Below are 22,805 nucleotides of genomic sequence, written 5' to 3' on the forward strand. Positions count from 1 at the left end.
GCACTCATGAGCGACGCAATTAAGCACGAATGTGGTATAGCCCTGATCAGGCTCAGGAAACCAATCAGTTATTACGCCGAGAAGTATGGCACCCCCATGTATGGCGTTAACAAGTTGTACCTGCTGATGCAGAAACAGCATAACCGGGGCCAGGACGGTGCAGGCGTTGCCAGCATCAAGATAAACGCCCTGCCCGGTATCGACTACATCAGCCGTTTCCGCTCGGTAAAGACGCGTGCCATTGATAGCATCTTTGGTAAGATTGGCAAGGAGTTTAAAAACCTAAAGGAGGAGTACCCGGATAAAGCCGAGGATGTTGACTGGATCTGGGAGAACATGCCTTTTTTGGGCGATGTATACCTGGGCCACCTGCGCTATGGTACCCACGGCCTCAACAGCGTGGATAATTGCCACCCGATGGTACGCGAGAACAACTGGCGCAGCCGCAGCCTGGCCGTGGCCGGTAACTTCAACATGACCAATGTGGATGAGCAGTTTAACAAGCTGCTGGAACTTGGTCAGCACCCAAAGCATAAAACTGATACCACCACAGTACTGGAAAAAATCGGCCATTTCCTGGACGAGGAGAACCAGCGCCTGTTCGATTACTATAAGAAAGGCGATTATACTAACAAGGAGATCACTCAACTGATAGAGCAGAACCTGGACATGCAGCGTGTGCTGAAACGCGCTGGCAAGGACTTCGACGGGGGCTATGCCATGGCCGGCCTTACAGGTTTCGGAGCTTCCTTCGTGATGCGCGACCCGAACGGTATTCGCCCGGCGTATTATTATGCGGATGACGAAGTAGTGGTGATCGCCTCGGAAAAGCCTGCTATCAAAACGGCTTTCGGTATTGAGTACAGCGAGATTAAAGAGATTGCGCCTGGCCACGCCTTGATTATAGACAAAGCCGGCAACCCGGAAATGCAGGAAGTGGTGGAGCCGCGCGAGAAGCTTTCGTGCAGCTTTGAGCGCATTTACTTCTCCCGTGGCAACGATCCCGAGATTTATACCGAGCGCAAGAATATGGGCAAGCTGCTTTGCCCACAGATTCTGGAGGCGATCAATTACGACCTGAAAAATACGGTTTTCTCATACATCCCGAACACTGCCGAAACCTCGTGGTTGGGCATGATGAAGGGAATTGAGAACCACCTGCGCGAGTACCGCAAGAAAGCTATCCTTAACCAGGAGCTTTCTGAGGAGCAACTCGATGAGATTCTGCAATTTAAGCCACGCGCCGAGAAACTGGTAATCAAAGATGCCAAACTGCGCACCTTCATCACTGACAACGATAGCCGCGACGACCTGGTAACGCACGTCTACGACACGACTTACGAGGTGGTAAAGAAAGGCATGGATACTTTGGTGGTGCTTGATGACTCTATTGTGCGCGGCACAACGCTGGAGAAAAGCATCATTAAAATGCTGGATAAACTGGAGCCGAAAAAAATTATCATCGTTTCTTGCGCCCCGCAAATTCGCTACCCTGACTGCTATGGTATAGATATGTCGCGGATGAAGGAGTTTGTGGCTTTTAGGGCGCTTCTTGGCTTGCTGAAAGACACGGGCCAGTGGGAGAAACTGCAGGAAACCTATGATAACTGCCAGGCTGCCGCGGGTACAGATGCCTTCAGGGAAACCAATTTTGTGCAGGAGCTTTATAACCTGTTTACGCACAAAGAACTTTCCGATAAAGTAGCAGAGATTGTAAAAGCGCCGGAAGTGAAAGCCGAAGTACAGGTTATCTATCAAACGATAGAAGACTTGCACCAGGCTTGCCCGAACCACAAAGGTGATTGGTACTTCACGGGTAACTACCCAACGCCGGGCGGTACAGGCGTTGTAAACCGCGCGTTTATGAACTTCGTGGAGAACAAGTCAGGCAGAGCATATTAAGGCAAAGAGTAGATAAACTATAAAAGTAAAGGGCTTCTGCAGGATTGTAGAAGCCCTTTACTTTTATGATAAGATTGTCTTTTTTGAAAGCTGTTACCAATAGGTGATGTGATACAAGCTTAGCGAGCAAGTATAAACCTGATGCTACCGATGAGCGTGAAGTATAAACATTAATCTAAAACATCAGAATAACGAATAAGGAGCTGCTGGCAACTAACATCCAAAGTATGAGGCCTTGGTAGAAAGGCTTGGCGCTGATGCTGCGCAGTGTCGTACGGTTAAGGTTTGCCCCGATCAGGAACAGCGAAAGCAGCAGGCCTTTTTTAGCTGCCAAAAGTATGGGTGGCGCTACGGCTAATGCAGCCGGCATGAAAGTTATCAGCACCGAGGCAAGTATAAACAGAAGTATAAAAACCGGCACCTTGGCTTTGGCCTCGCCTGTTTTAAAAGCCATGCCGGATACAAGTACCATCGGCACAATCCAGAGGGCGCGGGTAAGCTTTAGGGTGGTGGCAAGTTGCAGGGCTTCATTGCCATACTTGGCGGCTGCCCCCACCACAGAGCTGGTATCATGGATGGCAATGGCAGCCCAGGTGCCAAACTGCTGCTGGTCTAAGCCGAGCGCATGCCCCACAACCGGGAAGACGAAGAGCGCCAGCGCATTTAAGGCAAACACAATCCCAAGCGAAACGGAAATATCCTGTGCGTTAGCCTTGATGGCCGGTGCCACAGCGGCGATGGCGCTGCCTCCGCAAATAGCAGTCCCCACCGAAACCAAGTGCGTTAGTTTTGGCGTGATATTTAAAAGCCTGCCCAGTAGCAAGCCCAGTAACATAGTCACACCCAGCGAAACGGCTGTGTAAACCAGACCATTTAAGCCTGTTTCAGCCACCTGGTATAAATCAATTCCGAAGCCAAGGCCAACCACGGCTGCCTGCAACACATACTTGGCCGCTTTTTCGGAGAGTTCCTGAAACGGATTTCCCAGGATCAGCCCAAATCCTAAGCCAAGAGCCAAGGCCTCCGGCGAGCTAAACCAGGGGGAAAAAAGTATAAGCGCGGCAGCAAGTATAAGTAGTGCCTTTTGCAAAGCGGGTGGCAGGTTGTAGTTAGGGCGCATGTGCAGCTGTTTTCAGCAGAAGGTTAAATTTAAGCTTAATTGTGGCAGCAGTGCAAAAAGTATTAGCTGTAAATCTAACACAGGTTAAGTATAAAAAGCCTTGCTCATCCCCGTTAAATATATTGCGCATGTTTAGCCGTTGCGTTTTAGACACAGGTAATACAACAGATGGGTCGCAGAAAGTGAATGAGAGTTTTCAAAGTATGAATTGAAAATCAACAACTGTCTTGGCAGCACAAAATCTAAAATTACGGCAGCACATGCTATAATCTTATCTCCCCATTAAACTTTTAGCAGAAGCAGCAGTCAAAGTCAGTAATATAGTATCTACCTTAGATAGCTTTTTATCTCGCTGGTGCTTAACTTGATACCCGAATCTTGTCTAAACCTTAATTTATCACCTACCATCTACAGCATGAAGAAAATCTTAACCATTGCAGCCTGCCTTGCTTTCAGCGCAGGCGGTGTAATGGCGCAGGAGACTTTTCCGCGCAACGGCGTGTACGACGAACGCGCCGGACTCGTGGCCTTCACCAACGCCACCGTTCACACCGATTATAAAACAGCTATCCCGAACGCTACCCTTGTTATCCGCAATGGTAAGGTAGAGGCAGTAGGCGCTAATGTAAAAGTGCCCGCCGGAGCTGTAGTTATGGATGCCAAAGGCAAACATATTTACCCAGGCTTGGTGGATATGTTCAGCGACTATGGCCTGCCGGAGGTTAAAGTTGAACGCCGCAACTGGCGTGCCTCGCCGCAGCTGGAGTCTGAGAAACAAGGCGCCTACAACTGGAACCAGGCCATCCGGCCGGAAACTAACGCGGTTGAGCTGTTTAAAATAGATAGCAAGCAGGCCGCAGAGCTGCGCAAGCAGGGCTTTGGTACTGTGCTGGCTGTGCACCGCGACGGCATTGCCCGCGGAACGGCGGCATTGGTAACACTTGCTGAAAAGCGGGAGAATGAGGTAGTGCTGAAAGATAAAGCTGCCGGTGCACTCTCGTTCGAAAAAGGCACATCTAAGCAGGATTACCCTAACTCACTAATGGGCTCTGTTGCTCTGTTGCGCCAGACATACCTGGATGCCCAGTGGAATGCAAACAACCCGCAGAAAGAGCAAAATATCTCTTTAACCGCCTTTACGCAAGCAAATAATTTCCCGCAGATATTTGAGGCTGATAACAAGCTGAACGTGCTGCGTGCCGATAAGGTAGGCGATGAGTTTGGCAAGCAGTACATCATGAAAGGTGCCGGAGACGAGTACCAGATGCTGCCGCAGATAAAAGCAACAAATGCGCCTGTTATCTTGTCGCTGGATTTCCCGGCTGCCTATAACGTGGAAGATCCGTTTGATGCGCGACGCGTGTCGTTGGAAGACATGAAGCATTGGGAGATGGCTCCGGCTAACGCAGCCCTGCTGCAGAAAGCGGGCGTTACCATCGCTTTTACCGCGCATGACCTGAAAGACAAAAAAGATTTCCTGCCAAACCTGCGCAAAGCGGTAAAGTATGGCCTGAGTGAGGAGGAGGCCCTGAAAGCCCTGACAGCTACACCAGCCAAACTCCTGAACGCTGAAAGTATGGTGGGCAGCCTGAACAAAGGGATGCTGGCCAATTTCATTATCACTACAGATAATTTGTTTGCGGAAGATGGCCTGATCCTGGAGAACTGGGTGCAGGGCGAGCAGTATAAAATCTCTGACGTGCCAGCTGATTACCGTGGCGTTTATACTTTAAAGCTTGGCAACGATACAGGCCGTAAGCTGCTTGTGTCGGGTACTGCCGAAAAACCGGAGCTGCAGGTAATTGCAAAAGATACCGTGAAAGGTAATATCAGCATCAAAGGAAACCTGGTAACAATCTCTTTTGCCGAGAGCAAAGACAGCAAGCAGAGCATTCGTTTGAGCGGCTGGGTAGCAGACAAGAACCTGCAGGGCGAAGGTCAGTTGCCAAATGCTTCCTCTGTAAAATGGGTAGCGGCATACTCCGAAGCCATGACGGAAAAGGAGAAGAAAGACCGTGCGAAGAAAGAGGAGATGAACGCGGCCATCGGCAGCATGATCTATCCGTTCCAGGCATTTGGCCAGGCGCAACTACCGCAGCAGGAGACCATCCTTATCAAAAATGCCACCGTTTGGACAAACGAGAAAGAAGGCAAGCTGGAGAATGCAGATGTGCTGATCAAAAACGGTAAGATTGCCAAAGTTGGCAAAAACCTGAGCGATTCTGGCGCTAAAGTGGTAGATGGTACCGGCAAGCACGTAACACCGGGCATCATTGACGAGCACTCGCATATTGCGTTGGATGGCGTAAACGAAGGCACACAGGCTGTTACTTCTGAAGTACGCATGGCCGATGTGGTAGACCCGGAAGATATTAACATTTACCGTCAGCTGGCCGGTGGCGTTACCACATCTCAGTTGCTACATGGTTCTGCCAACCCAATTGGCGGTCAGTCGGCTATTGTGAAACTGCGTTGGGGCAAGAGTGCCGAAGAAATGCTAGTGGAGAATGCCGATGGCTATATCAAGTTCGCGTTAGGCGAAAACGTGAAGCAATCGAACTGGGGCAGCACACAAACCATTCGTTTCCCGCAGTCCAGAATGGGTGTGGAGCAGGTGTTTGTAGATGCCTTTACGCGTGCCAAAGAGTATGAGCAGGCGCATAAGAACTACAACAAACTGAGCAAGCGCGAAAAAGCGAAGACACCGGCCCCGCGCCGCGACCTGGAACTGGAGGCACTGGTAGAAATCCTGAACGAAAAGCGTTTCATTACCTGCCACTCTTACGTGCAGTCAGAGATCAATATGCTGATGAACGTAGCCGACGAGATGGGCTTTAAAGTGAACACATTCACGCACATTCTGGAGGGTTACAAAGTGGCTGATAAGATGAAAGAGCATGGCGTGGGCGGATCTACTTTCGCCGATTGGTGGGCTTACAAGATGGAGGTGAAGGACGCGATTCCGCAGAACGCCGGCATCATGAACCAATTAGGTATTGTTACGGCCATCAACTCTGATGACGCAGAAATGGCCCGCCGCCTAAACCAGGAAGCTGCCAAGAGTGTGAAGTATACCGGCATGAGCGAAGAGGATGCCCTGAAAATGGTGACCCTGAACCCAGCCAAGCTCCTGCACCTCGATGACAGAATGGGCAGCCTGAAAACTGGCAAAGATGCCGACGTGGTGCTATGGAACGATCACCCGCTTTCTATCTACGCAAAGCCCCTGAAGACATTTGTTGACGGCGTGGCTTACTACGATTTAGAGCGCGACGAGCAGATGCGCAAAGAGCTGGAAAAAGAGCGTATGCGCCTGGTGCAGAAGATGCTGAATGAGAAAAGCGGCGGTGCTAAAACGCAGGTTCCAAGAAGTATAAAAGCACACGTGGTGCACTGCGAGGATGTGCAGCATAGCGAGGAGGAGTCATACTTCGCTTACTAATCTTGATGGCTAAATGGTGTAATTGTTAAATGGTTGGCTTTAATATTTAATCAGCAATTTAACAGTCCAACAATCAAACAACTCAAAGGATGAAAATTCATAAAAGATATATTTCTGCTTTGGTGGCGCTGCTATTCAGTGTGCCAGTTATGGCGCAGGTTCCTGCCCCGGCGCCTAAGCAAAGCAAACCGATGCTGCTGAAAGGCGCTACCTTGCACATCGGCAACGGACAGGTGATAGAAAACGCAGCCGTAGGTTTTGAGAACGGAAAGATCACATACGCTGGTCCGCAGAGTGGCGCTAACCTGAGCGGCTATGAGGTGGTGGACGTAACAGGGCAGCACATTTACCCAGGTCTGATTCAGCCAAACGCGACACTCGGCCTGAACGAGGTGGAAAGTGTACGCGCTACTATTGACTGGCGCGAGATAGGCGACATGAACCCGAACGTGCGCTCTGTGATTGCCTACAACACCGACTCTGACATTATCCCGACAGTACGTGCCAACGGTGTGCTGATGACTCAGCTGACACCGGTGGGCGGCACTATTTCAGGCACATCGTCTATTGTGCAGCTGGATGCCTGGAACTGGGAAGATGCTATTGTAAAAGCTGACGAAGGTATGCACCTGAACTGGCCAAGCATGCTGATCGAGACCGGCAACAGCCGTGCTGATGAGCGCCTGAAGCGCATGGCTGAGGAGCGTGACAAAACAATGCTGGAGCTGGAGAAATTATTCCGTGATGCATCAGTGTACAAAGCAGGCAAGCACAATAGCGAAAACCTGAAACTGGCTTCTATGACTGGTCTGTTTGATGGTTCCAGAAAGCTTTACATCCATGCTAACTATGGCAAAGAGATTATTGAAGGTGTAAACTTTGCCAAAAACAACGGTGTGAAAGATATTGTGGTAGTTGGTGCCCGTGATGCCGTAGCCGTATCTGACTTCCTGAAGGCAAATAATGTATCAGTAATCTATTCTGGCGTACATGCTTTGCCGTCGCGTGCAGAGGAGGATGTGGACATGCCATACAAGACGCCTTACCTGCTGCATAAAGCGGGTATTCCGTTTGCGCTGGATTATGACCTGAGCATACACGGTACGCGTAACCTGCCGTTTATAGCAGGCACTGCCGCTGCTTATGGCCTAGACAAAGAGCAGGCGCTGGCAGCTGTATCATTAAACACGGCCAAGATTCTGGGCATAGAGAAACAGGCGGGTTCTGTGGAAGTAGGCAAGGACGCTACGCTAGTGGTATCCTCCGGCGATTTGCTGGACATGCGCACCAACAACGTAACATATGCCTTTATCCAGGGCCGTAACGTTGACCTGAACAACAAGCAGAAAGTGCTTTACGAGAAGTTCGACAACAAGTATAAAAAACAGCAACAGCAGCAAGTGCCGGCCGGTGCTACCTCATCATCCGCAGGGAAATAATTTATACTTGCGGATAAAGTATAAAGCGGACTACCAGTAACTGGTGGTCCGCTTTTTTGCGTTAACGACTTTAGGTTATGCGAAGGGTAACATGTGGTTTTGAAAGTATGCGTAGATGATTTCATTGTTCTCAGGAATTACAACAGAGCAGCAGAAAGGGCAGGAAGGTTGTCGCGATAGCTCTGAAAGTATGGCCAGGCTATTAGGTGCAACTATGCCGGCTAAAAAGAAAAGCCGCTGCACCTGAGGTACAGCGGCTCACTCCAAAGTATAAACAAACAACAAACCTTATTCTGAGTATAGCCTGCTTTTTCAGCCAACGGGTTTTACCATTTTTAGCAGAGAAGCATCTCTATAAATATATAAAAAATATTTCACGAAAACGAATGAAATAGACGATCCTGTTTAGCAACTCGACAAACCTTACACAGTCAGTTTAACCCAGCAAATTAGTATGGCAAATAATGTGTTGAAACCTGAAAATCAGGTTGGTAAAAAGCAATTGATAACCATTGGTAGTTGCAGAACAGAAGTATAAAGGAGGTACTGCAGGCAAGAAAGCCAAACGTATATAGCTCTGGTGCGTTAATAGAGGTGTAAACCAGAACTTAAAAATAATCTTTACTATGGAAAGGAACGATCAAAAGTACCATCGAGAATTTATGAATAAGCTAGACCATAACGACCGCACCAGAAACGATTATGGCGATAGCTACAGCAACTATAACCGCGACCGTGACCGTGACAATGACCGGCCATTTGAGAACTACCGCGATCGCTACAGCAACCGGCATGGCAATTACTATGGCATGCCTAACGAAAACGCTGCCTACCGCAATGTGCAAAGCTCCAAAACAGACCCAAATTACGGATACCAAAGCGGCGGACCTGTAGGAGGTTATGGTGCCAGCAGCCATCGTGGCGTAAACAAGGGCGAGAACGATTATCATTATGGCGATCCGAATCCGCATATGGGGAACCGTCGTAACGACCAAAGCTCAGGCTATAAGCGTACGCGCGGAACTGGCTGGGGAGCGGAAGATAACTACGGCACTTACGGTACATCGCGCGGCACAAACTATAGCTCCGGCGCTGATAACGACCGCTACAACCGCCAGGATAACAGCTACCGTTACAGTGGCCAGGGGCGACGCTACGAAGACTTTAACCGTGACGAAGACCAGGGCAACAAGATGTACAGAGGCAGGTCAGACAGAGGTTATAACATGCTAGGGATTGATGCCTACTACGACCGTGGTGAGCACCAGGAGCGCCGCTCTGACAACGACTACCGTGGCGGCGACCGTGACCAGTCCTATAACCGCGACTATGATAACGATGACACCCGCTACCGTGGAGAAATCCGCAACTCAGACCGTAGCCGCAACGACTATAGCCAGCGCAGCAGCCGTTACCGCCGCTCAGGCGAAACTTCCGGACCTGACTACAGAGCAGACTCCGGTATTAGCAGTTATGGCAGCGAATCGCCACGCGGTTAGCAGACAAGTATAAACCGGAAAGCCCGCAGCCCAGCTGCGGGCTTTTTTTATGCCATACCTAACTAAGGTTGCTGCGTACGTATAAAACGCGAATGCCAAGCTAAAGGGAGTTATACTTTTTATTTAAGAAACAGATAACGATGATCAAAAAACTAATGCGCTTGCTACCGGCCTTGGGGCTGCTGCTTTGCCTGGCCAGCGCCTGCACCGTGCAGAACAAAAACCAGGCAGCTGAAAACGATAGTATTTTGGATGCTTACTGGACGCTACTGTCATTAGAGGGGCAGGATGTGCAGCGGCCGCAGAATACACAAACAGCCTTTATCAGGTTTGAGGAGGGCAAAACAAGAGTACACGGCTTTACAGGTTGCAACAGGTTTTTCGGGAGGTACGAAGCAGGAGAGCAAAGCCTGAAGCTGTCAAGCCTTGGCTCTACGCGCATGGCCTGTCCAAGCATGGATCAGGAAAACAAGTTAATGGACGTCCTCAGCCGCGTAGACAGCTACAGAATTGCCGGCGATGTGCTGACACTTTACACCGGCGACACAGCCGTGGCCACGTTCATGTCCGGGACAAAGGAAAGTATAGACAATGAGGTAAGAGGAGGTATCATCATCGATTAGATCAAAACTCAAACCTGAGCAATGATACCTTTACTTAGCGACACAAATGGCGACAGAGGAGCTGTACGCTTAAACCTGCGTTTTTAGCAGCAGCTCGTTAAATTTCTCCAGCAGGTTAATGTACTTCCGCTGCAGGTTAACCAGTTCCTGCTCGCAGTCGCGGAGGTTGTTGGGCTTATAGATTTCCTGTGGCTCACTGTCGAACGGCAGCAGTAGGTTGGTGCTGATCTGTGGCTGCGCCTTCGGTGCTTCTTTTTTTACAGTTTTACTCAGGTGTGGGAAGTCCTGTGAAAAGTCATGATGAATCACTTCGCCCAGCTTCAGAATAAAACTATAAGGAATACTCGACTCTTTAAACTTATTATAAAGCGTTTTACGACTGATACTCATCTTTTCGGCCACTGTACCGATTGCCACGCCGCTTGCCTTTATAGCATCGCGTATTATTTCGCCTCTGTGGGTGTTTGTCTTAACCATCGCTACTATCCGTTACCTGTTTGTGTAATCATGATTTCCTTTACAAAAATAGGTAATCAGTATGTACGAAATGTGAATGTGGACAAATTTTACACGAATAGCACAGGGTAGTATACACGCCGCTACTGAATCTTGCTGAGCTACAACAGTTTAAAAGAGCAGCCGTCTGGCGCTTTGCAAAGCTTATCTACATTTCTATACTTTATCCACAGTTATAAACAGCGGTTTAAAAGATGTAGGCGTGCACGTTTGGCTTCTTTCTTTAACTCGGCTTGTTGGTTAAGCTGCAGGGCAAGTAGGCGTAGCTATTTTCAGTTGCTTCTGATCAGGGGTGATGCAATGGGCAATCTAAGCAGAGTCTCCCGCACCTTGGAGCCTAAGAGAAAGCGGCTGAAGGCAAGGCATAAATGCCGGAAACAGTACGGTTTTGTGTAAAACCTGTGGCAGCCAAACATTGGGCAGGAGGTGGAGGCGCCGTTTGGTTTACACAGTCATCGGTGAAAAGGCATTTATAAGCCTGTGGTTTGGGGCAACAAATTAAAAAGTATAAACCTATGCCTGCAGCTACGTAAGCTAGAATTAAACACAACAATACATGCAGCAAAGCGCAATAATAGGGGTGGATATTGGCACCACCAGTACCAAGGCAGTGGCTTTTGGCTTAGGCGGCGAAGTGCTGTTTCAGCAAGTGAGGGAGTACCCGATTATCAGCGAGGAGCCAGGGCAGGCAGAGCAGGAGCCGGAGCAGGTGCTGCAGGCCGTGTTGTCTACCCTAGGGGAAGTGGCAGCGTGGCTGCAGCAGTATAAGTATACCCCGGAAGGAGTTAGCTTCAGTAGCGCTATGCACAGCCTCATGCTGATAGATGCACAAGACCAGCCGCTAACCCGCTGCTTTATATGGGCCGATTCCAGAAGCCACGCCTGTGCCGACGAAATAAAGAACAGCACGGTGGGCCATAAGATTTACCTGCAAACCGGCACACCTGTGCATCCCATGTCGCCTTTGCCGAAGTTGTGCTGGTTGCGGCAGGAGCAGCCGGAGTTGTTTGGGCGGGCAGAAAAGTTTATCGGTATAAAAGAGTACGTGCTTTTCCGGCTTTTCGGGAAGTATAAAATCGATTACTCTGTTGCCTCAAGTATGGGCTTGTTCAATATTTTTAAGTTTGAATGGCACCAGGATGCGCTGCAGGTGGCCGGTGTTAAGCCAGAGCAGCTGCCGGACCCCGTACCGCCTACTTATACTTTTAAAGGGCTTAAACCTGCTGATGCTGAACTGCTGCACTTGCCCACCGGTACGCCTTTTGTGATTGGGGCAAGCGATGGCTGCCTGGCTAATTTGGCCTCACATGCCGTACGCCCCGGCGAGGCGGTGGTAACCATAGGCACCAGCGGCGCCGTGCGTATGATGGCCAGCCAACCAGCCACAGACCTGAAAGAACGGGTGTTCAGCTACATTTTAAACGAGGACCATTTTGTGCTGGGCGGAGCGGTAAACAATGGCGGAGTAGCGCTGCGTTGGTTCCGGGATACTTTCTATGCCGCTGAAACGGCAGAGGCCAACGCCAAAGATCAGGACATATACGAGCTGCTGAACGATGTGGCAGAAACTGTAAAACCGGGTGCGGAAGGCCTGCTTTTTCTGCCGTACCTGCTGGGCGAGCGCGCACCTATCTGGGATGGTTCGGCGCGTGCCTGTTTTATCGGAGCGAACTATAACCATACCCGCGCGCACTTTCTGAGAGCTGTAATGGAAGGGGTGATTTTCAGTGTAAATAGTGTGGTGCAGGCGCTGGAGCAAACCGTGGGGCCTGTTTCAGCAATTTATGCCAACGGAGGATTCTCGTTTTCAGAGCTGTGGGTACAGATGCTGGCCGACGTGACAGGTAAAAAGGTACAGCTAACCGAAACGCCCGAAGGCTCTGCTTTCGGGGCTGCGCTGATGGGAATGTATGCCTTAAAACTGTTGCCATCGCTGGAGGATGCGGAGCACATGATCAGGGTAAGCAGAATTTTTGAGCCAATCCCTCAGAACCATCAAACATATGCAAAAAGCTACGCTGTTTACGAAACACTGTATCCTAAGCTTAAAGAAGGCTTTGAGCAGTTAGGGAAAGTATAAAGCAGGCGGTTCGGTTCAAAAGCTATACTTAGTAAGTATAAGATTCTATACTTTCAGGCAGAGTGCTGACGGAGAAAGATATAGCCGCGTAGCGCATGCTGCCTTAGCTTAAACTTTGCTCAAGTAGAGCAGTAGCCACATAAAAAAACAAGGAACCCCGTTTCCAGTGTCCCTTGCTTTTTATTTAATCTATTTTCAACTTTTAGCCATACTCTTTAACGGGGCAGCTATCCTTAGGTTACAAACTGCTGGAAAAAAAGTATACAATTATTTTAGGCTAGGCAGCAGTTTAAGTATAAAATATAGCTCTGTGCAGCAGAAAAGCATTTTTTTATACTTTATCAACTTGAAAAAAAGATGCAATTATTTTTACAAGCTTGCAAAGTATAAAAGTTAGAACCTGTAAAAAGCGCCTAAGCTGATGTTAAAAGTATTCATTGACTGGCTGTGCTGAAAAGGAGTACCAAGCGCGTTGAGCACCGTGAACTCAGGTTTAGTATACAGCAGCCTTGCCTCTGCGTTAATAACCAAAGGGTATACGTTTATGTTGATGCCGCTGCCCCAACCAAGCGCCAAGGCGGTGGCTTGATCAGATGGCATCCGTACCTCTCCGTGAACCGTCTGAATCTGCCAGGAGGCGCTGCGGTTAAAAGCGGCTCCCGCTGATCCTGCTAAGTATACTTCCCCAACCTCTTGCACGGGCACTGTAAAGTATACATCCGCCATCGTAAAGACTGAGCGCCACGCTTCGGAGTTTTTGGCTGTTACCAACTCATCGTCGGGCTGTACAAAAGCATCCATCCCGAAACGGTTGTGCCGGTAAGCTACTGAAGTACCAGCTGCTACATACCTGCTCATGCTATAGCGATACACACCTGTCAGCAGCAGCCCGTTGCGGGCAAAGGCAGGGTAGTCGTCCTCAAAAGCAGAAGCATTAAAATCTCCGTTTACAAAAGCGTTGCCCAGCTGCAAGCCTATCAGGTGCTTTCGCTCCGGATTTTCCGTCTGGTCTTGGGCACTGGCTGTTAAAGCGCAGAAAAAGGAGAGAGCGCAAAGTATAAATTTCTTCATTTCCATAGCGTTTATAAGTATGTTATCGGAGCAGGTCTTTGTATTTAGGGTTTTGCGTAATATGCTTTTGCACAGCTACGCAGGTGGCAACCACTTTTAGGTTATGGCGGCGGGCGTAGTCAAGGGCCGTTTCAATCAGCTCCTGCGCCAGCCCTGTGCCGCGGTAGGCATCAGGTACAAAAGTATGCGTCAGGTCCAGCACATCGTCCTGCGGTTTGGCATACGCTATTTCGGCCTCCTCCTCCTGCTCCAGCCTGGCGGTAAACTGCTGGTATTTTTCCTCATGTATGATCTCGTATTTCATAAGCCTTAAAAGTTTATTTCATAGTTACGGGTCTCGCCCGGTTTCAGTAAGATGGTGTCTTTCCGGGCGCTCTGTGTGCCGCCATAGGTTTTAACTGTGTGCACTACAACTGAGCCAGCCGCTACAGTTAACTGATCGCCGGAGAGGTTCCTGCTATTGGTATCGTACACAAAGGCGCAGCTATCAGCATCAGAAGAACTGATTTTATACTTTACAGTGGTTAAAATGCGGCCTACAGGAGCGGTTGGGTTGTTCTGGTCGATAACCAGGCGAAGTGTGGCGGCAGGGGCGATTGTGAAGTTCTGGATAATGGCGGTGTCACGGGCCATCGCATACCAATACCATGTGCTAGAGCCGTTACAGGTAAGGTAGCTGCGCTGGTCAAAATCAGTGTTAAGCTCTATAAATCCTTCCGTTAATTCCTGATCGCGGAGAAGGAAGCGCAGCTCGTAATTTCCGTTCGCATCGGTGGTGGCAATTGCTTTTTCGCGGGTAAAGGTGGGCTGCAAATAAGCTTCCTTCAGCCACCGCACCCTTATGGTTGCACCAGGCAAAGGCGCTCCATTTTCTGTAGACACACGGCCTTTTATAACAGTGCAGGAGCCTGGGCAGTATTTGCTGATGTAGTCGTTCTCGTCGTAATCGCAGGCGCTAAAGGCAGCGGCAAGCAGCATCAGACAAGTATAAAACTGCAGTTTTAGAAGCGTTTTCATAATAAGGAGCCGCTATGGGAAGCTGATTTTCAGTTAAATATAAGTATAAATCAATAACGAGCTACAACTATATAGAGAAGCGGTGAAATTTAATTCTCTACATGGTTCAGCAGTTGAAAGCGTAACATGTAATAGCATCTCTGGATACTTACCTGTACCTTTGCGGGCTTAAAATTGCCAAATGATGCACCGCCACTTTGTTCTGTTTAAGCCTTACGGGTATGTAAGTCAGTTTGTGAGCGAGACCCGTAAAAAAAAGGTCTTGGGAGGTTTTCATGATTTTCCGGAGGGCACCATGGCCATTGGCCGCCTGGATGAGGACAGCGAAGGGCTGCTGCTCCTGACTACTGATGGAAAAGTCAGTGAGCTGGTGCGAAGCAGCAAAGTGGAGAAAGAGTACTATGCTCAGGTAGACGGCGTGATAACGGACGAGGCGCTGCAGCAATTGCAGCAAGGCATTGCTATCAGAACAGAAAAGGAGTGGCACCAGACCAAACCCTGCCGCGTACAACGGCTTAAGGCAACGCCGGAACTGCCCGAGCGCGCCCGTCGTATCCGTGATGAACGGCATGGCCCCACCAGTTGGATTACCCTAACGCTTAAAGAAGGCAAGTTCAGGCAGGTGCGCAAAATGACGGCTGCAGTCGGTTTTCCGACGTTGCGGCTGGTGCGGGTGCGTATCGGTAACATAATGGCAGGCGGAATGGCCGCTGGAGAGGTAATAGAGGTAGGCAGCTTCGATTTAGGCTAAGGTCTAACTCTTTTTCACTGCTTAGGCAGTCTTTTACAGCTGCTGTCTGCCGCCGGTTGTGCGGTGGCGCTTAAGTGGTGCCAGCAGGTAGTCGAGCCCGTTAAGTTTAATCTCGTACATGGTGGCTAGTTGCATGCCCAGCTTGCCCGGCGGAAAACCTTTGCTGGAGAACCACTCCAAATATGACACTGGCAGGTCGCATAACAGGGTATCCTTATACTTGCCGAAGGGCATGCGGTGCTGTACCAGTTCTTGCAGTATGTTTGGGTTCGGCTGTGCCTCAGAAGTGTGCATGGCAGGCAAGGTAAACATTCGGAAACATTGTGCCAAGTAAAAAGTTATATACCTCTGGGGTTGCTGCACCTGCTGCTTTGCAAAATAGCAGCTGCAATTCGATTTAATTAATGTTGCAACTTCGGTTAAATAGAAATCATACATGACGCGAAAACAGTATTTTGTCATTATACTTATTCTAGGCTCGCTGGCCACTATCAGTCCCTTTTCGATTGATATGTACCTGCCTGGTTTTCCGGCTATTGCAGCAGACCTGAATACATCTATTGCGCAAGTACAGCTCTCCCTGACGGCGTACTTGGTGGGCATTTCGGTGGGGCAGCTGCTTTACGGGCCGCTGCTAGACCGCTATGGCAGAAAAAATCCGCTGTACGCCGGTTTGTTTATTTACATCCTTACCTCACTGGCTTGTGCCTATACAGAGTCGATCGATTCGTTTATTCTGATGCGTTTTCTGCAGGCGATAGGCGGTTGTGTGGGAATGGTGGCGGCTCAGGCGCTGGTGCGTGATATTTTCCCGGTAAACAAAACTGCGCAGGCTTTCTCGCTGCTTACATTGGTAATTGCTGTGTCTCCTATGGTGGCGCCTACGGTGGGCGGCTATGTTACGGCAGCTTTCGGCTGGCACTCGGTGTTTGTTATACTTGCCGTGATTACGGCTCTCATTATGCTGGGGGTATACTTTGCGCTACCCGAAGGTCAGCAAGCCGACTCCTCTATCTCCCTTAAGCCAAAGCCGGTGCTGAAAAGCTTTATCAGTGTGCTAAAGCAGGAGCAGTTTCTGCTTTACGCCTTGGCAGGAGGAATAGCCACAGCAGCCCCGTTTGCTTATATAGCGGGCTCTGCCGATGTCTTCATGAATATCTATAATGTGAGTGAGCAGGAGTACGGCTGGATATTCGCTTTCCTGGCTTTTGCCATGATTGGCTCCACTCAGCTTAACCACATCATCCTGAACAAGTTTAAAAGTGAGCAGGTAATAAATTTCACACTTTTTTATCAAACGGCTGTCGGTATTTTGCTGGTGGTGGGCACGTACTACGGCTGGTTTAGCAAGTTGGCGCTTATCGGGCTGTTGTTTATCTTTTTAACCGGCCAGGGCCTGCTTAACCCAAATGCGACTGCACTTTCGCTGGCTCCGTTTACAAAAAACACAGGTAGTGCAGCGGCTCTTTTGGGGAGTTTCAGGATGGCGATGGGTGGTTTGATGTCGGCTGCGGTAAGTGTGCTGCACAACGGCTCTACGCTACCGATGGTCAGTGTAATGGCAGGATGTGCTATAATTGGGCTTACGCTGCTGCTGCTGGGCCAACGCACTATCCGTTTCCGTGCCAGCCGCCGCGTTGTGGAAGAGGATACTTCAGTGCTGGTGTCTACGACGGGGCAGGAGCGTTAGGTAAAGGAGTTTATACTTTAGCCACTACTATTTGCAACTGGAGCTAAGCTATACTATCTAGCTGCTGTTTATCCACGGCTTTATAACTTGTTTGTTTCATCTTTGGCTTTGGCTCTCTCAAGGCCGAGAGGCCTCGTCTTCCCGCATCGCGCTGTGTTCCCTTCCTTTGCTACCCTTCGGTCGCAATGCCCTCACGGGCACCGGAATCTCACAAGGCGCTCAACGGAAAGACTGGGAATTATTTCGATAGCCACCGCTAATGGAACTTGAACTGAACTCCCTCTCCTGTTTTACGGATAGGGGCCCTCAATAAAAGGAGAGGGCTGGGGCGGGGTAAGAATTCCCCTCCTTGGACAAGGAGGGGTAGGGGTGGTTGGACCCGGTGCTGCAGCAAACTTTATTCTTTCGTCATTTCAATATGGTCAATGCCGTCCTCGTCGTACACCGGGCCGGACTGCACAAAACCGAAGCTCTCGTAAAACCCTTTGGCATATACCTGTGCGCCAATTTTAATCTGTCCCTGGCCATAAAGGCGGTAACATTCCTCAATAGAGTAATTAACCAGAACCCTGCCTAAACCTGTGCCACGTACTGCCATACTTGTTACAATGCGGCCAATAGACATGGCATCTGGGTAGGAGAGGCCCGGTGGTACCAGGCGGGAGGTAGCCACCAACTCACCGTTGTTGTACAGCAGCAGGTGCTGGCATTTCTGGTCTTTGTTATCCATGTCCAGAAAAACGCAGGTTTGCTCTACTACAAATACTTCACTGCGCAGGCGCAGCATCTCATACATTTCTTGGGCGGTAAGCTCGTTAAAGGCTTTGCTTATTTTAATAAGGCTCATGCGGGTGTTCTAAAATCGATGTGCAATGGGGCAAAGATAACACATAACATGCATCCTGCAGCCACAAAAAAGCCGCTGCAGCAGAGGCAGCGGCTTCGGATATACTTTATATGGGTTACTTTACTATTGCGACCACTCTGTTGGTTTTCTGTCCCAGCGGTGGCCTTTTAGCTCCTGCAGCAGCTCTGCGGGTAACCCGTTGCCGTCGCTGGTAGAGAGGTTGGCTTTTACGTGGTTGGCTTTGCGCATGCCAGGTATGGTGGTGCCGATCTGAGGGTTGCTAAGTATAAAACGGAGCGCCATCTCGGCCATCGTCATACCCTGCGGCACCAGTGGCCTGAGTTTTTCGGCATGGTCTACGCTGCTGTTCAGGTTCTCGGGTACAAAGTAGGTGTTACGCCAGTCGCCTTCCGGAAAAGCCGTGTCTTTGGTGAGGTTGCCTGTCAGGGTGCCTTCATCAAAAGGAACGCGGGCAACAATGCCAATGTCCAGTTTTTCGCAAAGCGGGAACAGTTCGTCTTCCGGCGCCTGGTCGAAGATGTTGTAAATAACCTGCACAGCGCTGATATGGCCAGTACGCAACGAGTTAAATACATTTTCCGGTTCCCAACGGTTCACGCTGATGCCCATATGCTGAATCTTGCCATCGGCTTTCAGCTTCTCCACAGCACGCTGCCATTCTTCGTGCTCGGCCCAACTGTCTTCCCATACATGAAACTGCTGCAGATCAATAGTTTCCACGCCCAGGTTTTTCAGGCTCTTTTCGGTGTACTCTATAATGTGGCTTGCCGGGAAAACGTCTTCCAGCTTAAACTCAGGTTTAGAGGGCCAGGTAAAGTTTTTAGGCGGAATTTTAGTGGCGATGTAAAGCCGCTGGTGTGAGTGGCGCCTAAGCAGTTTACCGAGTAGTTCTTCGCTATGGCCTTCGCCGTAGCCCCAGGCAGTATCAAAAAAATTACAGCCGTTTTCCACAGCCAGGTCCAGGGAGCGCTCCGACTGCTGGTCATCTGACTCGGTCCAGCCGGCCATGCCCCACATGCCGTAACCCACTTCGCTTATATTCCAGCCTGTGCGGCCAAATCTTCTGTATTGCATAGGTATTGCTTGTTTTTGATAAAACCCTAAAATACGAAAAGTAGCTAAAGAAGTATGGTGTCTCTTTAGTGAGAGGTTTTCCCCTAAACGTAATAACTCCCTGCCACTGGTTTGCAAGTTGCTCACTGCTTTATACTTACACATTTATATCAATCCTTAATCATTAAAGCGAATACAGAACAATTTACAGAATTTTATGTATATACATTAAATGTCTGGATGCTGAAGTGGGTTCTGAAACTATCAGGTGAAGTATACAGAAGAGAGATAAAACGTTAAGTGGCTGAGGTCGTTATTTTATCATACTTGTAAATCATAAAATCAGCAGTTTAAATAAAAATACACATCATAAAACCAGATAACTATGGCAACTACAAAATGGGTGGCAGACCCGATGCACAGCGAAGTACAGTTTAAGGTAAAGCACCTGATGATCTCAACGGTAACCGGGTATTTCGGCAAATTTAATGCAGAGGTAGAGACAGAAGGCGATGACTTTACCAAGGCAAACAGCATTGTATTTACAGCCGATGTGGACTCGATCAACACAAACAACGAGCAGCGCGACACACATTTAAAATCTCCCGACTTTTTTGATGCCGCCAATCACGAGCAGGTGCGGTTTGAAGGTAAAAATTTTGAGAAAGTAGGTGAAGACGAGTATAAACTGCATGGTGAACTTACCATCCGCGGCACCACTAAACCAGTAACCGTAAATGTAGAGTTCGGGGGTATTGTGGTAGACCCTTATGGGCAGACGAAAGCCGGCTTTACTGTAACTGGAAAAATAAACCGCAAGGACTTCGGCCTGACTTGGAGCGCCGTAACAGAGGCCGGAAGCGTGGTGGTAAGCGACGAGATCAAACTGAACAGCGAAATTCAGTTGGTAAAACAGGGATAAGATTTCGGCCCAAAGTATGGCTAACAAAAAAGCTCCCGGCATGTGGCCAGGAGCTTTTTTTTGTGATTATACGGTTGTTATTTTCCCGCTACAATTTTTCTTATCTGTTGCTGCACGGCAGGGTCCTCTCTATACGCCTTCATCAAAGCGTTATACTTATCCATCGTAAGGCCTTGCTCTTCCACGGCCTGCTGAATTTTGTCCTTTGTTTCAGGCTGCAGTTTTACCACTTCCTGCGCAGCGGTGCTGAAAGCTGCAATCTCTTCCGGGTTCTCGGCTACCTCGTCTAGCTTTTTAGAGCGATGCGCTTTGGCCAGTTCGTTAAAGCGCTCCAGCGTGAGGCTGTTATCCTCAATAACGGCTACCATGGTGTCGCGGCTTGCTTTCTGGATTTCTGTAACGCTTGAGTTCGCGTCAACAAATTTCTGAAGATCTTCCTCAGAGTACTGCTGTTCTGCCTGCTCCTGGGCGGCTCCGTCTGGAGTGGCGGCGGCATCCTGGGCAGAAGCCGCGCTCCCAAAGCACATAGTTGCCGCTACAAAAGCGGCTGCAATAGTCCCTTTCTTAATGAATACCATATTGGATTTTTTTGGATTGGGTGGAAAAAAAGATTTAAAAGGAAATGCTTTTTCGCTTTCACGGTCAGCTCAGAAAAAAGCAACTGATGCCTGTTTTCAAACATCAGCTAAAATATCCCATTCAGCTAAATTTAGTCATTTTTTAAGGCAAAGTCAAAGTATACGTAGCTAAAAACGCTTTGGGAGGAAATATGATAAAATACTTTTACAGGTAAAAAAACTATGGCAGCGCCGGCTTTATAGTAAGTTAAATGAGGTTTATTTGAGGCTCAGAAGCAAGGCGTTTAGTAGGCGGTGCAGCTATTTCATGAAATATCCGTTGTCGGGTATTGGCAAAGAAAGCTGGGAAATTTAAATGGCAAACAGTATCAACTAAAGTATAGATAAGTTTAAATTGGCAAGTATGATGCCGAAAGCGTTTACAAAACGTACGAACAGGAATACATGAGTAGACTAAACCGATACCAACTGGCTTTTTTGAAGTGGCGCAAGAGGCAAAGTAACAGCCGGATTATGCCTTTTGTGCTGAGTGTGGTGGTTGGTTCAATTGTCGGGCTCTCGGCTATCCTTATTAAAACCATTATATTTTATATAGAGCAGTATGCGGTATACTTTGCCCCTAAGCTGCTGTACTTCCTGTTGCCTTTAGTTGGTTTCCTGCTGGTTACGTTTATCAACCGCAACATCTTTAGCAAGACAGCTTATTTTGGCGGCGCCCGCCACGTTATCGAAGCGATCGAAAACCATTCTTCCATTATCAGGCTCAGGCTCATCTACTCCAAGTTTATCACTACAGGCCTTACCATTGGGTTTGGCGGAAGCTCAGGTGTGGAGGCTGCCATCATCTCGAGCGGGGCGGCGGTAGGCTCTAACGTAGGGCGTTTTCTGGGGCTGGGTTACCGGCTGCGCACCTTGCTGATAGGGTGCGGCGTGGCGGCAGGCATCTCTGCCGTGTATAATGCGCCCATGGGTGGGTTCATCTTTGCCCTCGAAACCATACTTCCGGAGTTTACTCCTACGCTCCTGATTCCGCTGCTGGTGGCTGCGGCGGCGGGTAAAATACTGTTTGAGTTTATTATGGGCGAGCACCTGCGCTTCCAGGTGCCGCTCACCGATTTCGCCTACGAGCAGATTCCGCTGGTGATTCTGCTGGGAGTGCTGGGCATGCTCATGTCTAACTATCTGCTCCGCACCTACAGCTATTGCGCCCGGTTCTTCTCAAGTATAAAAAACGATTACCTGCGTGCTTTGGTGGGCGGGCTGGCCCTGGGCAGCATTATTTTTCTGCTGCCGCCCATGTACGGTGAGGGCTATGTAAGTATCAACGCATTGCTCAATAACGAGGAAAGATCGCTGTTTGTAAACTCTCCGCTGGCTGCTTTACCCAACACGGTGTGGTTTAACCTTTTCTTCTTTTTCCTGATTACGATGGTGAAGCCAATAAGTACCGGTATTTGCGTAAACTCAGGCGGCGAGGGCGGTTACTTTGCACCCTCCATCATTACGGGCGGGTTGCTGGGCTTTCTGTTTTACAAGGTGGTGGCGCTGATTTTCCCCTTTTATGGGCTGAACCAGGCAACGTTTATATTCCTTGGTATGGCCAGCGTGTTTGCCTGCATCATGAACGCGCCGGTAACTGCCATATTCCTTGTGGCCGAAATCACCCAGAGTTACCAGTTGTTTGTGCCGCTGATGCTGGTCTGTGCCGTTTCATACTTCCTGAAGTATTACGTAGAGAACCTGCGCAAAAGTGTGGTAAAGCCAACGGGGCTAAGCAAAGCGCTGCGGGTAGACCGCATCCTGCTGAACCAGCTAAGTATAAAGCAGCTGGTAGAGAAAGACAAATCTCCAGTATTGGAAACCGATACTTTCCGGGATGTGGTGGAGTGTTTTTCCAAGACTGACAAGGATGTGCAGCAGGTGCTTGACGAGCAGGGAGTTCTGAAAGGCATTATAACGCTTAACGATCTGCGGCAGCAACTCGGCAATGCTTCCAATTACGATATTGTGCTGGCACGGGACCTGATGCGCTCGCCAGAGGCTGTGGTGGAGATGGATGAGTCTGCCTCGGAAGTGCTGGATAAGTTTGACGTCTACAAACTATGGACGCTGCCTGTGGTCCGGAACGGAAAGTTTAAGGGTTTTATCCAGAAAAGCCGCCTGCTGACGCAGTACCGCAAGGAGCTCACAAAAGTAAACCGGTTCTTCTAAAACCCGATTTAACGCGGCTGTTC

General features: G+C 49.2%; 20 protein-coding genes. 11 read left to right on the top strand and 9 right to left on the bottom strand.

The genetic code is table 11. From position 1 onward, the window contains the following. The first annotated feature begins 6 nt into the window (after positions 1-6). Positions 7-1,902, top strand: coding sequence for an amidophosphoribosyltransferase (locus tag Q1B04_RS08190; RefSeq protein ID WP_299757903.1), 1,896 nt, complete (start codon positions 7-9; stop codon positions 1,900-1,902). Positions 1,903-2,077: 175 nt separating this feature from the next. Here the strand turns inward: Q1B04_RS08190 and Q1B04_RS08195 are convergent, their stop codons facing one another. Further along, positions 2,078-3,022 (bottom strand): putative sulfate exporter family transporter, encoded by a 945-nt coding sequence (locus tag Q1B04_RS08195; protein WP_299757905.1) that lies wholly within the window; start codon positions 3,020-3,022, stop codon positions 2,078-2,080. A gap of 415 nt (positions 3,023-3,437) precedes the next feature. On the opposite strand from Q1B04_RS08195, the gene Q1B04_RS08200 reads away from it, so the two are divergent. From Q1B04_RS08200 to Q1B04_RS08220, 5 genes are all read left to right on the top strand, one after another. Then, positions 3,438-6,464 carry an amidohydrolase family protein gene (locus Q1B04_RS08200; RefSeq protein WP_299757908.1) on the top strand — a complete coding sequence of 1,009 codons (3,027 nt, stop codon included), beginning with the start codon at positions 3,438-3,440 and terminating at the stop codon, positions 6,462-6,464. Positions 6,465-6,553: 89 nt separating this feature from the next. Beyond that, on the top strand, positions 6,554-7,903 hold the full coding sequence (locus Q1B04_RS08205) for an amidohydrolase family protein (protein WP_299757910.1): 1,350 nt from the start codon (positions 6,554-6,556) through the stop codon (positions 7,901-7,903). Between the two features lie 115 nt (positions 7,904-8,018). After that, positions 8,019-8,150 (top strand): hypothetical protein, encoded by a 132-nt coding sequence (locus Q1B04_RS08210; RefSeq protein WP_299757913.1) that lies wholly within the window; start codon positions 8,019-8,021, stop codon positions 8,148-8,150. A 379-nt stretch (positions 8,151-8,529) separates the two neighbouring features. Continuing rightward, on the top strand, positions 8,530-9,402 hold the full coding sequence (locus Q1B04_RS08215; protein WP_299757915.1) for a hypothetical protein: 873 nt from the start codon (positions 8,530-8,532) through the stop codon (positions 9,400-9,402). A gap of 140 nt (positions 9,403-9,542) precedes the next feature. Continuing rightward, entirely contained in the window at positions 9,543-10,025 is a 483-nt protein-coding gene (locus Q1B04_RS08220) for an META domain-containing protein (RefSeq protein WP_299757917.1), read from the top strand. Positions 10,026-10,094: 69 nt separating this feature from the next. Here the strand turns inward: Q1B04_RS08220 and Q1B04_RS08225 are convergent, their stop codons facing one another. Further along, a complete protein-coding gene (locus Q1B04_RS08225) occupies positions 10,095-10,502 on the bottom strand; it encodes a hypothetical protein (protein ID WP_299757919.1) in 408 nt (135 codons plus the stop codon). 595 nt (positions 10,503-11,097) lie between these two features. On the opposite strand from Q1B04_RS08225, the gene Q1B04_RS08230 reads away from it, so the two are divergent. Next, positions 11,098-12,621: a gluconokinase gene (locus tag Q1B04_RS08230; protein ID WP_299757921.1), complete on the top strand. Its 1,524-nt coding sequence runs from the start codon at positions 11,098-11,100 to the stop codon at positions 12,619-12,621. Positions 12,622-13,014: 393 nt separating this feature from the next. On the opposite strand, the gene Q1B04_RS08235 is transcribed toward Q1B04_RS08230, so the two are convergent. Genes Q1B04_RS08235 through Q1B04_RS08245 form a run of 3 tightly spaced genes read right to left on the bottom strand, consistent with a single transcriptional unit; the run spans position 13,015 to position 14,709 of the window. After that, on the bottom strand, positions 13,015-13,698 hold the full coding sequence (locus Q1B04_RS08235; RefSeq protein WP_299757923.1) for an outer membrane beta-barrel protein: 684 nt from the start codon (positions 13,696-13,698) through the stop codon (positions 13,015-13,017). Between the two features lie 16 nt (positions 13,699-13,714). Continuing rightward, positions 13,715-13,996, bottom strand: a complete 282-nt coding sequence (locus Q1B04_RS08240; protein WP_299757926.1) for a GNAT family N-acetyltransferase — start codon at positions 13,994-13,996, stop codon at positions 13,715-13,717. A 5-nt stretch (positions 13,997-14,001) separates the two neighbouring features. Beyond that, positions 14,002-14,709: a carboxypeptidase-like regulatory domain-containing protein gene (locus Q1B04_RS08245; protein ID WP_299757928.1), complete on the bottom strand. Its 708-nt coding sequence runs from the start codon at positions 14,707-14,709 to the stop codon at positions 14,002-14,004. A gap of 181 nt (positions 14,710-14,890) precedes the next feature. Between Q1B04_RS08245 and Q1B04_RS08250 the strand changes: the two genes are divergently transcribed. After that, positions 14,891-15,460 (top strand): pseudouridine synthase, encoded by a 570-nt coding sequence (locus tag Q1B04_RS08250; RefSeq protein WP_299757930.1) that lies wholly within the window; start codon positions 14,891-14,893, stop codon positions 15,458-15,460. A gap of 33 nt (positions 15,461-15,493) precedes the next feature. Here Q1B04_RS08250 and Q1B04_RS08255 read toward each other — a convergent pair whose 3' ends face one another. After that, on the bottom strand, positions 15,494-15,754 hold the full coding sequence (locus Q1B04_RS08255) for a DUF3820 family protein (RefSeq protein WP_299757933.1): 261 nt from the start codon (positions 15,752-15,754) through the stop codon (positions 15,494-15,496). A gap of 142 nt (positions 15,755-15,896) precedes the next feature. On the opposite strand from Q1B04_RS08255, the gene Q1B04_RS08260 reads away from it, so the two are divergent. Beyond that, positions 15,897-17,150, top strand: coding sequence for a multidrug effflux MFS transporter (locus Q1B04_RS08260; RefSeq protein ID WP_299757936.1), 1,254 nt, complete (start codon positions 15,897-15,899; stop codon positions 17,148-17,150). Between the two features lie 397 nt (positions 17,151-17,547). On the opposite strand, the gene Q1B04_RS08265 is transcribed toward Q1B04_RS08260, so the two are convergent. Together Q1B04_RS08265 and Q1B04_RS08270 are read right to left on the bottom strand one after the other, a co-directional pair. Further along, positions 17,548-17,997 (bottom strand): GNAT family N-acetyltransferase, encoded by a 450-nt coding sequence (locus Q1B04_RS08265; protein WP_299757939.1) that lies wholly within the window; start codon positions 17,995-17,997, stop codon positions 17,548-17,550. A 123-nt stretch (positions 17,998-18,120) separates the two neighbouring features. Further along, positions 18,121-19,092, bottom strand: a complete 972-nt coding sequence (locus tag Q1B04_RS08270; RefSeq protein ID WP_299757942.1) for an aldo/keto reductase — start codon at positions 19,090-19,092, stop codon at positions 18,121-18,123. 364 nt (positions 19,093-19,456) lie between these two features. Here Q1B04_RS08270 and Q1B04_RS08275 point away from each other — a divergent pair, with 364 nt between their 5' ends. After that, positions 19,457-19,993 carry a YceI family protein gene (locus Q1B04_RS08275; protein WP_299757945.1) on the top strand — a complete coding sequence of 179 codons (537 nt, stop codon included), beginning with the start codon at positions 19,457-19,459 and terminating at the stop codon, positions 19,991-19,993. 77 nt (positions 19,994-20,070) lie between these two features. On the opposite strand, the gene Q1B04_RS08280 is transcribed toward Q1B04_RS08275, so the two are convergent. Next, positions 20,071-20,571, bottom strand: a complete 501-nt coding sequence (locus Q1B04_RS08280) for a DUF4168 domain-containing protein (RefSeq protein WP_299757948.1) — start codon at positions 20,569-20,571, stop codon at positions 20,071-20,073. Positions 20,572-21,015: 444 nt separating this feature from the next. Here Q1B04_RS08280 and Q1B04_RS08285 point away from each other — a divergent pair, with 444 nt between their 5' ends. Beyond that, positions 21,016-22,782, top strand: a complete 1,767-nt coding sequence (locus Q1B04_RS08285; protein ID WP_299757950.1) for a chloride channel protein — start codon at positions 21,016-21,018, stop codon at positions 22,780-22,782. Positions 22,783-22,805 lie beyond the last annotated feature (23 nt).

The sequence above is a fragment of the uncultured Pontibacter sp. genome, from assembly GCF_947495565.1.
Taxonomy (GTDB): Bacteria; Bacteroidota; Bacteroidia; order Cytophagales; family Hymenobacteraceae; genus Pontibacter.